Genomic DNA, 15,150 nt, shown 5'->3' on the forward strand with positions numbered 1-15,150 from the left:
CGATGCCCCTCGACATCCCGCAGGAGTTGGCCGCCGTACGGGCCCGCGCCGCCGAGTTCGATGCGCGCCGGGAGCAGCTGATCGCGTCCCCCGTCGCGGGCCGCCGCCGCGACCTCAATTCCCTCGACCAGCGCCTGGGGGACCTCATCGGCGCCCTGGCGCTCGACCCGTGCGACGCCTCCCCGCAGGTCCCGCTGGTGCTGCTGCCGGTCCGGGTCGAGTGCAAGCTGCGGCCCGGCACCCGCCGGCTCCGCATCCGGATCACTCCCGACGAGGTGCACGTCGACAGCCTCGTACGGTCCCTCACCACGAACGAGACCGAAGCCGGCCAGGCGTACTGGAGGGCGATCTGGGCCGACCGGGCCTCGGTGACCGCGTGGCCCGACCTGGTCGAGGCGACCGGTGGACGCCGGGCGGCGTGGGTCGCGCACGCGACCTCCCCCGGCAGCCTCGACGTCGCCACTGCCGATGCCCTGGTGTTCCCCGGCACGCCCGCCGAGGTGGCGCACGGCACCGTCGCGCGCTGCCTGCCGGACCGCTTCGTCGTCCGCGTGTTCCCGGCCGGCGGCGCGCCGATCACCGCGTCGGGTGCCCCCGTCGCGCGCGACCTCGCCCTCTCCCCCATCGCCTTCGAGGCCGGCGACGACCTGTCCGCCGTCGGTGACCTGACCGTGCCCCTCGGCACCGAATGGACGGTCTCCTTCGACGAGGCGGTCAAGGTCGGTCTCGGCGTCGAGGTCGACCTGCCGGCCGGGACGACGGCCATCGACCGGATCGTCGTGGTCGGCACCCGCAACTCCGTCGCAGAGGACCGCAACGCGGACGACCTGGCCCAGCTCCTGGAGAGCCACCGCTTCACCGACGGCCTGTCCCTGCTGCCGGTCGGGACCCCCACGAACAATGCCGATGCCGACCGGTCCCCGTACCGGCCACACGACCCGATCAGTGCCCCGCCGGTCACCCCGGCCGCCCCCTCCTCGGGCACCGTGGGCGTCGGGCAGGCCCTGGGCCTCGACCCCACCGCGCTGGAGCCCCTGGTCGAGGAGGCCGGCGGGCCCTCCACCCTCGAGGAGACCCAGCGCGCCGCCAACACGGCCCTGTGGTTCGTCACCTGGGAGTCGGCGCTGCGCCCGCTCGCGGACGCCGGGGTCCCCGGCGTCACCCCCGCGACGATCGAGGCGGCCCGCCGGGTGCACCGCGACGACGTCCGCGGCGCCGGCCACGCCCCGGCCGTACGCATCGGCGCCCAGCCGTACGGGCTGCTGCCGGTCACCGACCTCCAGGCCTGGCAACCCCGCGACGGCGACCTCACCGCGACCCTCGTCCCTGTCGTCCGGAACGCCCTCGCCCGGTGGCTGCGGGCCTCGGACGGTCTGCCGCACGTCCGCGCCCAGGACGACGTGAGCGACGACCAACTCCTGGAGATGCTCGGCACCGCACCGTTCGCGACCGGGATCCGGGCCCGGCCCGCGGTCGACGGCACCCTGCTCCGGACGTACGGGGCGGCGGCCGGCCTGGCAGCCGAGAAGATCGACGCGGACATCAACCTGAAGAAGGCAATCCTGGCCCAGTACTCCGTGGCCGCCGCACGGCTGGTGGTGCCGCCCTCCCTGCACGACAGCACCCGCCTACTCGCGCTGCCCCTGGTCTCCGACCGCGACGCGGCGGTCGTCGCCGACATCCTGGCCGGCAACCCCCCGCAGGTCGACAGCATCCTCCAGGCACTGCTCGACCTCGCCTGGTCCGCCACCAAGGACGCCGGACCGCGCACCGCCCCCGCCGCGTACGTGTCCCCGTTGCTCCAGCTGATCGGGGCGGGGCCCGACGTGGCGCACCTGGTGGAGATCGCCCAGGCGGAGGACGCCGCAGCCACGGATCCGGGCAGCTTCTTCGCCGCGGCCGACCGGGTGCGGGCGGTCAGGCACTTCGCGGACCAGCCGACAGGTCCGGTCGCCCTCGAGGCGATCGAGCCGGTCGCCGAGTCACGTACGTCGCTGGCCCAGGTCGCCCTCGACCTGGGCGACACGCCCGAGGCGCGGTGGATAGGCCAGAACGCCATCGCCGGACTGCTGGACTGGTGGGCGGTGCGCGCCGAGGTCCGCCAGGCGATGACGGCCCTGGCCGCCGCCCCGCTGGAGGAGCGGCGGACGGCGGTCGCCCAGGCCCTCGACATCGCCTCGCACCGGGTCGATGCCTGGGCCACCGGCATCGCCCATGCCCGGCAACGGCAGCTCGCCGCGGCGACCCCGACCGGGATGACGCTGGGCGCGTTCGGCTACCTGGAGGGCATCACCCTCGGCCAGGGCGGCGGGGAACCAGCCGGCTGGCTACAGGCGCCGAGCACCTCGCACGCCGTGGCGGCCGGGATGCTCGCCAGCGCCCACCGCTCGCAGATCGGTGCGCGCCCCGGCACCTCCCCGTTCGCGATCGACCTGTCCAGCCGCCGGGGTGCCGCCCTGCGCGGGGTGCTCGAGGGGATCAACGCCGGCCAGTCGATCGGGGCCCTGATCGGCTACCAGGTCGAACGCGGGCTCACCGGATCGGCCGCCCGCTTCCAGCTCACCCTGCGCGAACTGGCGCCGCTGCACACCGACGACCTCAACAACGAGATCGCCGAGGCGGACCGGACCAGCCGGATCGCCGCCGCTGACGTCGTCGACGGGGTGGCCCTGCTGCGGATGTTCCCCGTCGAGGGGTTGGCGGGCAACGCAGCCGCCCGGGACCGGATCGGCGCGGCCCCGCAGAACGCGTACATCCAGCCCGGTACGTGGGCGGCCATGACGCCCGAGGAGTGGAACACCATCGTCGCCGCCCTGACCAGCGCCGCAGACACCCTCGACGCGGTCTCCGACGCCCTGCTCAGCGAGTCGGTGCTGCAGTACGCCACCGGCAACGACGCCCGCGCCTCCACGGCGATGGACGCGATGTCGACCGGTGCCGCGGTCGACCCCGACCTCGGCATCCTCGGCGTACGCCAGGCCGGGGCGGTGCTCAACCAGGCGATGATCGCCGTCATCCCCAAGGACGGCGCCGGCTGGTCCACCACCCGGCCCCGGGCCGTCGCCGAGCCCCGGCTGGAGGCCTGGGCCGCGCACCGGCTCGGTTCACCGGCCGACATCGTCGTGGCGGAGGTGAACGGGACGCGGCACACGCTCGACGAGGCGGGCATCGCCGCCCTCGACCTCGTCTTCGCCCACGACGTGCCCGCGCTGGGGCGCGAGCTGCGGCGGTTGGTCCCGGCCCTCGGCGACACACCGCTGGCCGAGACCCGCTCCGAGGGGTGGCCGGCCGGGGCCCAGCCCCTGCTCTCCGTCGCCGCACTGGCCGGCACCTTGCGTACGATCGCCGCCGGCTCCTCACCGGTCCTGCCACCGGCGCTGGTGGAGAACGGGGCCCCGCCCGAGCGGAGCATCGACACGGCCGAGATCATCGACCGTGCCACCCAGCTCGCCGATGCGCTCAGCGCCGCGCTCACCCCCGGCCAGGCCGTGGTCCAGGCCTTGGACACCACCACCCTCGCGGTCGAGGAGGCCCAGGTGGCTGCGGTGCAGGACGCCGTCGCAGGGCTGGCGGCGTTCGGCGCCGACCTGACGCCGAACCCGGAGGTGCCGACCGACGTCGCCTGGGCCTGGGGTGCCTGGAACAACGCGGCAGCTGCCCTGGCGCAGGCCCGGGCCCACCTGACCCGCCTCCAGGCCGGCCCCGATGCGCCGACCACCGCACAGGTCCTCGATGCGGCGAACCGCGTCGCGGCGACCATCCTCGGGGACGACTTCCGGATGTTGCCGCTGCTCGACCCCGGCCCTGCCGACACCTTCCGCGTGGCGGTCCGTACGCCCGCCTTCCCCCAGCCCCCGGCCTCGAGGCTCAGCGCGTTCGTCCGTGACCACGCCACCGTGCTCCCCGGAGCCACCCGGCTCGCCGAGGCCCAGTTGCTGGGCGGCGCCCTGGGCCACCCGATCAGGCTGCGCGCGGTCCAGCTCACCCATCGCGAGGGCGGCGTCCCCGCCCCGGGCACCGACCGCTGGATCGCCGGACCGTTGCCCGACGACGCGCCCTGGCCCGCCGACCCCGCCACCCACCTCGTCGTGGAACTGGTCGGCGACGAGGCGGTGGTCGAGGGCAGCTTCGCCGCGCTCAACATCGAGTCGTGGACCGAGGCCCTGCCTTTCCAGCCCGGCCCGCGCGCCTTCGACCCGGCGGCCGGTGAGAACCCGCTGCGCGCCGCGCGGGCGACCACCGGCCTGGCGATCCACGCCCACCAGGCCTCGGCCCGCGCCCCCCAGGTCATCCTGTCCGCGGTCTCGCCCGACGGCCGCCGGTGGACGACCGACAGCGTGGTCGGCACGGTGCTGCGGGCCGTCCAGCTGGCCCGCGCCCGCCTCGTGACGTACGAACACGTGCCGGGCGAAGCCGGCATCCTGCCCGCGATCACCGTCGCGAGCCCCTGGTTGCAGCCGCGCAAGGGCTTCGACTTCTCCCGCTTCGCCGATGTGGAGATCGCGATCCGTGACCTCCCGTTCATCACGGAGGCACACTGATGGCCACCTTCGAGCCCCGCCAGATCACCGTCTCGGCCGCGAACGATCGCGTCGCCGGCCTCGTCGCCCTGCTGCCGATCGCCGAGCCGCCGGCGAAGGTCCGGCTGGAACCCGACTCCATCACCGGGGACCCCGCGCCCGGTAGCGAGGCCCGGATCGCGGATCCCGCCTGGATGCTCGGGCGCCAGTGGCAGTTCGGCGAACTCCTCGGCGAGGACGCCGGCCAGGCCGTCTCCGTACGTGTCGAGTCGCGCGCGCTGCCGGTCACCGGCTGGGTGCCGCTCGACGAGGCACACGCCGAGCTGGCCGGCGACATCCCCTGGCGGCCCTGGCACGAGGGGGCCCTGCTCGAGGAACTGGTGCAGGACGTGCCCGCACTGGCCTTCGGGGGAGGGCTGCGGCAGCGCGCGGAGGCCGGCGGCCAACTGGTGGAGATGCTCGTCGACGCCGGGGAGACCGGCCTCGCCCAGGGACTCGCTGCCCGCTACCCGCTCGGACTGCCGCCCGACCCCTTCTCCCCCGAGGAACCGGTGCCGGGCGAGACTGCGGAGCAGCGCGCCGCCCGGCTGGCCGCCGTCGAGGCGCGCGACCGCCTCGACCCGTCCGCGAAACGGCTGATGCGGGTGCTCGGCGGTGCGGTCCCCGACGGTGGCCGGATCGCAGAGGACACCGCGGCCGGTGACCCCGCGTGGATCGGGGAGGCCGTCGACGCGAACAGCACCCGGAAGGTGCTCGCCGCCTGGCGGGAATGGCTGCTCGGCGCGCCGGAGAGCGGCGGCGGATGGTCGACCGAACGGCTCGAGTACCGGTTCGCGATCCGCTTCGGTGACGACGCGAACACCGTCGTCACCCGTGGCACGCACTTCGGCTCGGCCCAGGTGCGCTGGAGCGACCTGGAGTGGGTGAAGGACGTCGGGGGCGCGCTGCCCGCGGGAGCACCGAGCGGAACCCCTGTCGACACCGTCGCGACGATGCTGGCCACGCCACTTCGCTACCCCGGCATGCCCGCGGACCGCTACTGGCAGCTCGAGGACGGCGCCGTCGACCTGGGGGCCATCGAGGCGCAGGTCGAGGACCTCGCCCGGATCTGCCTGGCCGAGTACGCGATGACCTCGGGTGACGACTGGCTCGGGGTGCCGGTCGATGGGCTGCTCGGCGCGATCAACAGCGTGCGGAACGTACGACTGACCGACGACTTCGGCGACACCACCGACCTCACCGAACTGGCCGATCCCGGCTTCAGCATGTTCCAGGTGTCCACCGGGACCGGGGACAGGCTGCCGGGCATCGTGCTGCCACCCGTCGCGGCCGGGATGATCACCGGACCGGCGCACGAGGAGGTGCTGTTCCTGCGCGACGAGATGGCGAACATGGCCTGGGCGATCGAGCAGACCGTCCAGGGTCGCAGCGGTGACCCCCGCTCCCGCTCGGCCGAACCGGCCCCGCCACCCGACCCGTGGCCCGCCCACCTCGACCCCGACGAGCGGGTCTACCGGCTGCAGACCCCGATCCCGGCCCACTGGATCCCGCTCGTCCCGATCGCGCCGGTGCCGGGCCAGGTGTCCCTGCGCAAGGGTGCCCTGCTGCGGGACGACGTCCCGGTCGAGCCGGTCGGGGTGACCCTGCGCCCCACGCCCCTCACCTTCCCGGGCGAGGAACTGCCCCGCGAGGGTGTCCACCTGCGCGCCGTCCCCGTGCTGGCCCGGCGGCCCGACGGACGGTACGTGAAGTGGTCGGCCTACCGGGTCCGTACGGGCCGGGGCGAGGCCTCCAGCCGACTGGCCTGGGACGCCGCCCTCTCGATCCGTTCCGCGCAGCCCTGACCGGCCTCCGTCGGCGTTCACCTGGCGTGCCTGTTGGTGCTGGTCGCCCCACCTAGGATCGGCCCATGGGCGGGCGAAGCGTTGATGCGGTCGTGGTCGGGGCGGGCCACCACGGCCTGGTGGCGGCCGCGCTCCTGGCCGATGCGGGCTGGGACATCGCGGTCCACGAGGGCCGTGACCGCGCCGGCGGAGCGGTCGCCTCCCGGACGATCGACGGTTTCGTGGTCGACGAGTTCTCCTCCTACCATCCCCTGGGCAAGGCCTCGCCGGTCCTGCAGTCACTGGACCTGGAGCAGTACGGGCTGGCGTGGGTGGACCACCGGCCCGCGGTGGTACACGTCGCGGACGCCGAGGACGCCGAGGGCTCCTCCATCCGGGCCACCGCCGAGGACACTGCGAGGGCGCTGGACGAGGACCATCCTGGTGACGGCGACGCGTGGCTGAAGCTGTTCGCCGGCTGGCTCCGGGTGAAGGAGCCGCTGCTGGACGCCCTCCTGCAGGGCTGGCCCCCTGTCCGGGCAGGCGTGCGACTGGCCTCCAGGCTCGGCGCCCCGGAGTTCCTGGACTTCGCGCGGTTCGCCTTGCTGCCGTCACACCAGCTGGGCCGGGAATGGTTCGGCGGCCGGCGGGCCCAGGACCTGCTGGCCGGGAATGCCGTCCATGCCGATGTCTCCCCGTTGGCTCCGGTGAGCGGGCTGATGGGCTTCCTGATGGCCATGCTCGCGCAGGACGTCGGCTTCGCCGCCCCCCGGGGCGGCGCGGGTGCCCTGGCGCAGGCCGTGGCGTCCCGGGCCGAGCACGCAGGTGCCCTCGTCGAACTCGGCTCCCCGGTGGCCGGGATCACCGTCAGCGGTGGCCGCGCCACCGGTGTGCGGCTCGCGGACGGGACCACGGTCAGGGCCCGACGTGCCGTGATCGCCGACGTCTCCGCGCCGGCCCTGTACCGGGACCTGCTGCCCCGGGACGCGGTCCCTGCCGGCGTCCTGGCGCGGATGGATCGCTTCACCTGGGATCCGCCGACGCTGAAGCTCAACCTGCTGCTGGCTGGCCCGATGCCGTGGCGGGCGTCCCGGGCCCGGGAGGCCGCGGTCGTGCACGCCGGTCTCTCCCATGCGGAGCTGGTGCGCTGGCATGCCGACATCGCCACCGGCAAGGTACCCGAACGGGCGTTCTGCCTGGTCGGGCAGACGACCACGACCGACCCGACACGGTCGCCGGCCGGCACCGAATCGCTCTGGGCCTACACGCACCTGCCGCTGGTCGACGTCGGCAGCGGCGGCCAGGCCACCGAGGAGTCGCTCGGCACCGTCGAGGCGATGTTCGACGACCTCGCCCCCGGGTGGCGGGACCTGGAGCAGGGGCGGTGGCTGCAGACCCCGGCCACCCTGCAGGAGGCCGACCCCAACCTGCTCCACGGCGCGGTGGGAGCGGGCACGTCCCAGCTGTTCCAGCAGGGTCCGTGGCGCCCGATCACCGGCCTGGGTGGGCCGTTCACCCACCTGGACGGGCTCTACCTGGCCTCGGCGGCGACCCATCCGGGCGGCGGCGTGCACGGCGGGGCGGGCTTCAACGCCGCGAGGGCCGCCCTGTGGGGCGCCAACCGGTGGGCCCGTCCGCTCGGGAGGGCCACGACGCGGGCCCAATTGCTGCTCCAGCGTCCGTTGCCGCGGTTCTGAGCCCAGTGGTGGGTCGGCCCGTACCGGCCCCGAGGCCTAGGAACCGGCGTCGACCGCGATCAGCGGCCAGATCAGGTCGATCACCTGGGTCACCCAGTCGTCGGGGACCTCCTCGCGCAACGTTGCACTCGCGATCAGGCCGCCGAACAACAACTCCACCAGCAGCCGAGGATCGACGCCGTCCCGGAAGTGCCCCGCCTCCACCCCCGTCCGGATCTGCTCCTCGACGAGCCTCAGGTGGGGTCGTACGATCCGCTCGGCGGCCTCGCGGAGGAAGGGGTCAGCGCTGGCGAGCAGGGTCCCCACCGAGGCCAGTCCGACCTGCTCCTCGAAGACGTCGCGGATCTCCCCGATGATCGCGATGGCATCGTCCTTCGGACTGCCCCCCGGAGGGATCGGGACCGGGCTGCCGAACTGCTCGAGCACGCCCTTCATCAGGTCGAGGCGGTCGGCGTAGCGGCGGTAGATCGTCGTCTTCGCCACCCCGGAGCGCTGGCTGACCGCGTCGATGGTGACCGCGGGCACCCCGTCGGAGAGGGCGATGGCCAAGGTGGCCTCCGCGATCTTCGCGTCCGTGGTCGCGCGGCGCCGTTGCGCACGCGTGAGGACCTCCTGCTGCATCTCGTTGCTCCTCTCGTACGCTGGGGGGCTCGTTCGGCGTTCGGTTCGTTCTGCTCGTTCGGCCCCGTGAAGCGGCCCGGCCCCTGGACGGTACCGAGGACCGGTGGAGGACGTACGAGGGGCCGGCCCCCTCGGGGGTCGACCCCTGTGTCGACCGGCCGCGATGGGCCGGCCCTGTGGCGGCACGGTCAGGTCGTGCGCCGATCAGGTCATTCGCCGCTCGGAGGTGGGTCCGCGCCGTACGATCAGCGCGATGATCGCCATGACCACCGTCACGGCGCCCACGATCCACGCCGTCCAGTCCACCCGCATCATCCCCGTGAAGCCTCCCAGCCACGGCGAGATGAAGGTGACGACCCCGACGATGCCGACGGCGATCTCCGCGATCAGCGAGGTGTCCTGGGCCTCTGACCACACGCCGGCGAGGATGACCAACACGCCCAACGGTACGAACCAGACCGCCGGTGCCCCAGTGGTCCAGAGGACGGAAAGAGCCAGGTAGAGACCGGCCAGCACGCTGACCCAGTCCTCCCACCGGCGTGATACCGCCATACCTCCGTGGAGACGTGCCGCTGACTGATGCATGCTCATGACGACTCCTTCCAGCTCTCCTGCTCGTCACTGCCTGCTGTGTGCACCTCCTTCGTGCACTACGAAAAGCGTAGCGCTACGGATGTCGTAGCGGACGGAGGCCGGGACACGGTTCGGCCACGATTCGGTGAAGCTCCGGCCACGGAACCCGAGACCCCATTGACACGCCCACCCCACCGTCCTACGCTCATGGAAACGTTTCCATGCAAACGTTTCCACACTCGAGGACGAGGTAGGGGCAGGCACCATGGCAACCAGGCACGCCGTCACGATCCGCGAGGTCGCGCAGCGTGCCGGTGTCTCCGTGGCCACGACCTCCCGGGTCCTCTCCGGCGCCGGACGGACGTCCCCGAGCTCCGAACAGGCCGTCCGCAAGGCGGCCGCCGACCTCGGCTTCCGCGTCAATGCCCAGGCCCGCGCGCTGCGTGCGCAGAAGACGAACACCATCGGGTTGCTGATCTCCGACGTACGCAACCCTTTCTTCGGGGAGTTGGCCCATGCGATCGAACAGTCAGCCCTGCACGCCCAGTACGCGACGCTGCTCGGCAACGCCAACGAGGACCTGGCCCAGCAGGACCGCTACGTCCAGACGCTGCGCACACTGCGGGTCGACGGGATCATCCTCGCCCCGCAGGACGGCGGCAGTTCGGCGGTGCAGGACCTGATCGCGGACGGCATCCCGACGGTCTTCGTCGATCGCACGGTCGCCGGTATCGACATCCCCTCGGTGAGTTCCGATCCCAGCGTCGGCATCCGCCAGGCCGTCGCACACCTGTCGGCCTGCGGCGGCCGGCGGATCGGCTACATCGCCGGCCCCCAGTCCACCTCCACCGGCCAGGAACGCCTCGCCTGCTACCGCGACGCCGCTGCGCGGGCAGGGTTCGACAGGTCCGAGGAACTGATCCATGTCGGCGACTTCCAGCAGGCCTCCGGCGAGGAGGGTGCCCACCGGCTGCTCACCATGGGCGTGGACGCACTCTTCGCCTCGGACTCCCCGATGGCGATGGGAGCCCTCGTCGCCTGCCGCGAACGCGGCCTGCGTCCCGGCGTGGACGTCGACCTGGTCGGCTTCGACGACATCGCCCTGTTCCGCTACACCGACCCGCCCCTCACCGCGGTCAGCCAGGACATCGCCGGCCTCGGCTCGACAGCCTTCGCACTACTGGAGGAGGTGATCGGCGGTGGCAGCCCGGCCTCGGTCCGCCTCCCGACCGCATTGGTCGTACGCCGCTCCACCCGCCTCCCGGCGCCGTCCGGCCCACCGGCCGGCCACTGACCCACCACCCGCCCGACCACATCACAAGGAGGTGATGGCATGTCTGACCCCACCCCGGTCCTCAGCCTCGACGGCGTGTCCAAGCGCTTCGGGCCCGTCACTGTCGTCGACCACGTCTCGGTCAACCTGTATCCCGGCAAGGTGACCGCCCTGCTCGGCGAGAACGGCGCCGGCAAGTCGACGGTGATCAAGATGATGTGCGGTGTCTACCAGCCCGACGGCGGCCGGATCCTGGTCGACGGCAAGGAGACCGTCATCCCCGACACCCGCACCGCCGAAGCCCACGGCATCGCCACCATCCACCAGGAACTCAACCTGGCGCCCAACATGAGCGTCGCGGAGAACGTGATGCTGGGACGTACGCCGTCCGCGTTCGGCCTCGTCCGCCGCGGCGAACTCCGCCGGCGGGCCAAGCAGGCCCTCGACCGGATTGGCCTCGACGTGGATCTGGACCGGCCGGTCGGCACGCTGGGCGTGGCCCGGCAGCAGCTGGTGGAGATCGCCAAGGCCCTGGCGGTCGACGCCCGGATCCTCATCCTCGACGAGCCGACCGCCGCCCTGACCGGGCGGGAGATCCGCCAGCTGTTCGACGTGGTCGAGGAACTGCGGGCCAAGGGAGTGGCGATGGCATTCATCTCCCACCACCTCGAGGAGATCGCCGAGATCGGCGACACCGTCACGGTGCTGCGCGACGGCAGGTTCGTCGGGGAGGTGCCCGCCACCACGGAGCAGGACGAACTGATCCGGATGATGGTCGGCCGCGACATCGAGGACCAGTTCCCGCGCCACCGCTCCGACCCCGGGGAGGTACTGCTCAAGGTCGACGGACTCACCGCGGAGGGCCGGTTCCGCGACGTCAGCTTCGAGGTGCGCGCCGGCGAGGTCCTCGGCATGGCCGGCCTGGTCGGAGCCGGACGCACCGAGGTCGTCCGCGCCATCGCCGGCGCCGACGACTACGAGGCCGGCACGGTCGAGCTCCTGGGCCGCCGGCTGCCGAAGCACCGCGTCACCCAGGCCATCGCCCGGGGCATCGGCCACGTCCCCGAGGACCGCAAGGCCGAGGGTCTCGTGCTCGGCGGCACGGTCGAGGAGAACCTCGGGTACGCCACCTTGTGGTCCACCGGGCACGCCGGCCTCGCCGACCGCCGCGGCCAGCGCCGCCGCGCCGACGAGGTGAGCAAGCGACTGCGCGTACGCCTCGCCTCCCTCGACCAGCCGGTCCGCGACCTGTCGGGCGGCAACCAGCAGAAGGTCGTCTTCGGCCGCTGGGTGCAGGCGCACTCCCGAGTCCTGCTCCTCGACGAACCCACCCGCGGCGTCGACGTCGGCGCCAAGGTGGAGATCTACGAACTGATCAACCAGGTCACCGACAACGGCGGCGCCGTGGTGATGGTCTCCAGCGAATTGCCCGAGGTGCTCGGGATGAGCGACCGGATCCTCGTGATGAGCCGCGGCCGGGTCGCCGGTGAGTTGCCGGCCGAGGGAGCCACCCAGGATCGGGTGATGGCCCTGGCCGTCAGTGCCGTCGAACCGGGACGGGCCACCGACCTGCCCCAGGAGGGCATCATCACCGCGTCCGGCGACGACCCGGCGCCCCCAGACAGGAAGGCATCATGAGCACCGCCACAGCCACCCCCGCCACCCGTACGTCCCCCGGCCGACGGCTCGGGCAGTTCGCCCTGAACAACGGCGCACTGGTCGGCCTGCTGGTCCTGTGCCTGGCCCTGTTCATCGCCACGCCGCGCTTCCTCACCATCCCGAACATCATCAACATCGGCATCCAGGCCGCGGTGGTCGCCATCCTCGCCTTCGGCATGACCTTCGTCATCGTCACCGCGGGTATCGACCTGTCCGTCGGATCGGTGGCCGCCCTGGGCGCGATGGTGTCGGCGTTCATGTTCTCCGACATCGGGCTGCCCGGCTGGCTCACCCTGCTGATCGGCCTGCTGGTCGGCCTGGCCGCCGGCGCGGTCTCGGGCCTGGGCATCGCGTACGGCAAGCTGCCGGCCTTCATCGGCACCCTGGCGATGATGTCGGTCGCGCGCGGCCTCACCCTGGTCGTCTCCGACGGCACCCCGCTCAAGACCGCGCCGTCGGTCAACGCGATGGGCGGCGACCTGGCGTTCCTGCCGGTGCCGATCCTGATGATGGCGCTGGCCGGCGTCGTCTGCTGGTTCGTCCTGAACCGTACGATCCTGGGCCGCTCGATGTACGCGATCGGCGGCAACACCGAGGCAGCCAGGCTCTCCGGCCTGCCGGTCCGCAAGGTGCTGGTCGCGGTCTACGCCCTCTCCGGCCTGTTCGCCGGGCTGGCCGGCATGGTGCTCGCCGGGCGGCTCAGTTCCGCCCAGCCCCAGGCCGGCGTGTCGTACGAGCTGGACGCCATCGCGGCCTGCGTGATCGGCGGCGCCTCGCTCGCCGGCGGGTCGGGCCGGGCCTCCGGCACCCTGATCGGCGCGATCCTGCTCGCCGTCATCCGCAACGGCCTCAACATCCTCAACGTCTCCTCGTTCTGGCAGCAGGTCGTCATCGGCCTGGTCATCGCGCTCGCGGTGGGCTTCGACGTCTTCCGCGCCAAGAAGACCCACTGACCGGTCCTCCCGTACGACCCCCCTCACACCACCCACCCGCCACACGACAGCAGCATCCTCACGACAACCCCGGGGTCGACCGACCCCGGCACCACCTGAAGGGAAACAACGATGTTCACCTCATGGAAGAAGGCCCTCGCGGCCGGAGCAGTGCTCGCCATCAGCCTCGGCGGCACCGCTGCCTGCAACCGCGGCACCGACACCGCTCCCGGAGGCGGCAGCTCCGCCTCGACCGGCAAGGTCGTGATGGCCCTGTCCACCCAGACGAACCCCTTCTTCGTGCAGCTGCGGGACGGCGCCCAGGCCAAGGCCAAGGAACTCAACGTCCAGCTCGACATCCAGGACGCCTCCGACGACCCGGCCACCCAGGTCAACCAGCTGAACAACGCCCAGACCTCGGGCGCGAAGGTGGTCATCGTCAACCCGACCGACTCCGACGCCGTCACCCCGGCGGTCAAGGCGCTGAACGACGCGAAGATCCCGGTGATCGCGGTCGACCGTGGCGTCAACAATGCGCAGGTCGCCTCGTTCATCGCCTCCGACAACGTCGCCGGTGGCAAGCAGGCCGCCGACGCGCTGGCCAAGGCGATCGGGGAGACGGGCAACGTGATCGTCCTGCAGGGCATCCCCGGCTCGTCGGCCTCACGTGACCGCGGCAACGGCTTCGAGCAGGGCATCAAGGCCTACCCGAACATCAAGGTCGTCGCCAAGCAGACCGCCGGCTTCGACCGCGCCAAGGCCCTCGACGTCGCCACCAACCTGGTGCAGGCCAACCCGAACGTGAAGGCGATCTTCGCCGAGAACGACGAGATGGCCCTCGGTGCGATCGAGGCGCTCGGCTCCAAGGCCGGCACCAGCGTCCAGGTGGTCGGCTTCGACGGCACCGCGGACGGCCTGACCGCGATCGAGAAGGGCACGATGAAGGCCTCCATCGCCCAGCAGCCCGACAAGCTGGGGGCACTGGCAGTCGAGCAGGCCAAGACCATCCTCGACGGCGGCCAGCCGAAGGCGACCATCCCGGTCGAGGTCGTGACCGTGACCAAGGACAACCTCTCGCAGTTCAAGAAGTGACCGTGTCCCCCGCCACGATCACCGTGGTCGGCTCGATCAACGCCGACCTGATGATCACCGTCGACCGCCATCCGCTGCCCGGTGAAACCGTGCCGGGCAGCGGGGGCACCATCTCCCCCGGCGGCAAGGGCGCCAACCAGGCCGTCGCCGCCGCGCTCCTCGGCGCCGACGTCCGGATGGTCGGGGCCGTGGGCGAGGACGCGTACGCCGAACCGGCCACCACCTACCTGCGCCGCGTCGGGGTCGACCTGGCCCACGTGCACGCGGTGGAGGGCCCGACCGGGCTCGCGGTGGTGACCGTGGACGCGCACGGGGAGAACGCGATCATCGTCATCGCCGGAGCCAACGCCGCGGTCGACGCCGCCGCGGTCGAGGCCGCCCGCGAGGTGATCGCCTCGTCCGCGGTGGTGGTCCTGCAGGGCGAGATCCCTCGCGACGGCATCGAGGCCGCCGCCCGGTCCGCGCGTGGCCGCCTGGTGGTCAACCTCGCCCCTGCCGTTGCGGTCGACCCGGAGGTGCTGCGCCGGGCCGACCCGCTGGTGGTCAACGAGCACGAGGCCACGTACGCGTACGCCCTGCTGGCGCCGGGGGCCGAGTCGCCCGACCCTCGCGATGCCGCCGGCCAGGATGCCCTGGTCGAGGCCATCCACGCGGCGGGCGTGGCCTCGGTCGTGATGACCGTCGGGGCGGACGGTGCCGTGCTCACCGACGGCTCTGGGCTGCGCCGGGTGCCCTCGCCCCGGGTGGAGGTCGTCGACTCCACCGGTGCCGGGGACGCGTTCGTCGGCGCCCTGGCGACAGGGCTCGCCGCCGGGCTCGACCTCGACGACGCCGCCGCCCACGCGGCCCGCGTCGGGGCGTACGCCTGCACCGGCCCCGGGGCCCAACCGTCCTATCCCACCGAACTGGACCAGCTGCCGAGCTGATCCCCCGGACCCGGCGGCGTGCACACGTCATTCC

Annotated in this window: 10 protein-coding genes; 8 read left to right on the plus strand and 2 right to left on the minus strand. The window is 72.8% G+C overall.

Annotation, left to right across the window (positions count from 1 at the left end):
- Positions 1–2 precede the first annotated feature (2 nt).
- The 3 genes from GA0111570_RS06490 to GA0111570_RS06500 all read left to right on the plus strand — a co-directional run bounded on the left by GA0111570_RS06490 (position 3) and on the right by GA0111570_RS06500 (position 8,040).
- Entirely contained in the window at positions 3–4,541 is a 4,539-nt protein-coding gene (locus GA0111570_RS06490) for a hypothetical protein (RefSeq protein WP_092608061.1), read from the plus strand.
- Positions 4,541–6,364, plus strand: a complete 1,824-nt coding sequence (locus GA0111570_RS06495; RefSeq protein WP_092608064.1) for a hypothetical protein — start codon at positions 4,541–4,543, stop codon at positions 6,362–6,364. Before GA0111570_RS06490 ends, GA0111570_RS06495 begins: the two co-directional genes overlap by 1 nt.
- Positions 6,365–6,429: 65 nt before the next feature.
- Positions 6,430–8,040: a phytoene desaturase family protein gene (locus GA0111570_RS06500; RefSeq protein ID WP_092608067.1), complete on the plus strand. Its 1,611-nt coding sequence runs from the start codon at positions 6,430–6,432 to the stop codon at positions 8,038–8,040.
- Between the two features lie 36 nt (positions 8,041–8,076).
- Here GA0111570_RS06500 and GA0111570_RS06505 read toward each other — a convergent pair whose 3' ends face one another.
- Positions 8,077–8,661 (minus strand): TetR/AcrR family transcriptional regulator, encoded by a 585-nt coding sequence (locus GA0111570_RS06505; protein WP_092608070.1) that lies wholly within the window; start codon positions 8,659–8,661, stop codon positions 8,077–8,079.
- A gap of 204 nt (positions 8,662–8,865) precedes the next feature.
- Positions 8,866–9,252 carry an SPW repeat domain-containing protein gene (locus tag GA0111570_RS06510; protein WP_092608082.1) on the minus strand — a complete coding sequence of 129 codons (387 nt, stop codon included), beginning with the start codon at positions 9,250–9,252 and terminating at the stop codon, positions 8,866–8,868.
- 247 nt (positions 9,253–9,499) lie between these two features.
- On the opposite strand from GA0111570_RS06510, the gene GA0111570_RS06515 reads away from it, so the two are divergent.
- The 5 genes from GA0111570_RS06515 (at position 9,500) to GA0111570_RS06535 (ending at position 15,116) form a co-directional block, all read left to right on the plus strand.
- A complete protein-coding gene (locus tag GA0111570_RS06515; protein ID WP_092608085.1) occupies positions 9,500–10,528 on the plus strand; it encodes a LacI family DNA-binding transcriptional regulator in 1,029 nt (342 codons plus the stop codon).
- Between the two features lie 39 nt (positions 10,529–10,567).
- Positions 10,568–12,145, plus strand: a complete 1,578-nt coding sequence (locus tag GA0111570_RS06520; RefSeq protein WP_092608088.1) for a sugar ABC transporter ATP-binding protein — start codon at positions 10,568–10,570, stop codon at positions 12,143–12,145.
- Positions 12,142–13,119 carry an ABC transporter permease gene (locus tag GA0111570_RS06525; protein ID WP_092608091.1) on the plus strand — a complete coding sequence of 326 codons (978 nt, stop codon included), beginning with the start codon at positions 12,142–12,144 and terminating at the stop codon, positions 13,117–13,119. The genes GA0111570_RS06520 and GA0111570_RS06525 overlap by 4 nt, the downstream gene beginning before the upstream one ends.
- A gap of 111 nt (positions 13,120–13,230) precedes the next feature.
- Positions 13,231–14,190 carry a D-ribose ABC transporter substrate-binding protein gene (locus tag GA0111570_RS06530; protein WP_092608094.1) on the plus strand — a complete coding sequence of 320 codons (960 nt, stop codon included), beginning with the start codon at positions 13,231–13,233 and terminating at the stop codon, positions 14,188–14,190.
- On the plus strand, positions 14,187–15,116 hold the full coding sequence (locus GA0111570_RS06535; RefSeq protein WP_217634049.1) for a ribokinase: 930 nt from the start codon (positions 14,187–14,189) through the stop codon (positions 15,114–15,116). Before GA0111570_RS06530 ends, GA0111570_RS06535 begins: the two co-directional genes overlap by 4 nt.
- Positions 15,117–15,150 lie beyond the last annotated feature (34 nt).

Source organism: Raineyella antarctica, from assembly GCF_900092135.1.
Taxonomy (GTDB): Bacteria; Actinomycetota; Actinomycetes; order Propionibacteriales; family Propionibacteriaceae; genus Raineyella; species Raineyella antarctica.

Bases quoted from the DNA above. Each gene is read 5' to 3' on its own strand.
- GA0111570_RS06490 (WP_092608061.1), top strand. From the start codon at position 3: ATGCCCCTCGACATCCCGCAGGAGTTGGCCGCCGTACGGGCCCGCGCC.
- GA0111570_RS06495 (WP_092608064.1), top strand. From the start codon at position 4,541: ATGGCCACCTTCGAGCCCCGCCAGATCACCGTCTCGGCCGCGAACGAT.
- GA0111570_RS06500 (WP_092608067.1), top strand. From the start codon at position 6,430: ATGGGCGGGCGAAGCGTTGATGCGGTCGTGGTCGGGGCGGGCCACCAC.
- GA0111570_RS06505 (WP_092608070.1), bottom strand. From the start codon at position 8,661: ATGCAGCAGGAGGTCCTCACGCGTGCGCAACGGCGCCGCGCGACCACG.
- GA0111570_RS06510 (WP_092608082.1), bottom strand. From the start codon at position 9,252: ATGAGCATGCATCAGTCAGCGGCACGTCTCCACGGAGGTATGGCGGTA.
- GA0111570_RS06515 (WP_092608085.1), top strand. From the start codon at position 9,500: ATGGCAACCAGGCACGCCGTCACGATCCGCGAGGTCGCGCAGCGTGCC.
- GA0111570_RS06520 (WP_092608088.1), top strand. From the start codon at position 10,568: ATGTCTGACCCCACCCCGGTCCTCAGCCTCGACGGCGTGTCCAAGCGC.
- GA0111570_RS06525 (WP_092608091.1), top strand. From the start codon at position 12,142: ATGAGCACCGCCACAGCCACCCCCGCCACCCGTACGTCCCCCGGCCGA.
- GA0111570_RS06530 (WP_092608094.1), top strand. From the start codon at position 13,231: ATGTTCACCTCATGGAAGAAGGCCCTCGCGGCCGGAGCAGTGCTCGCC.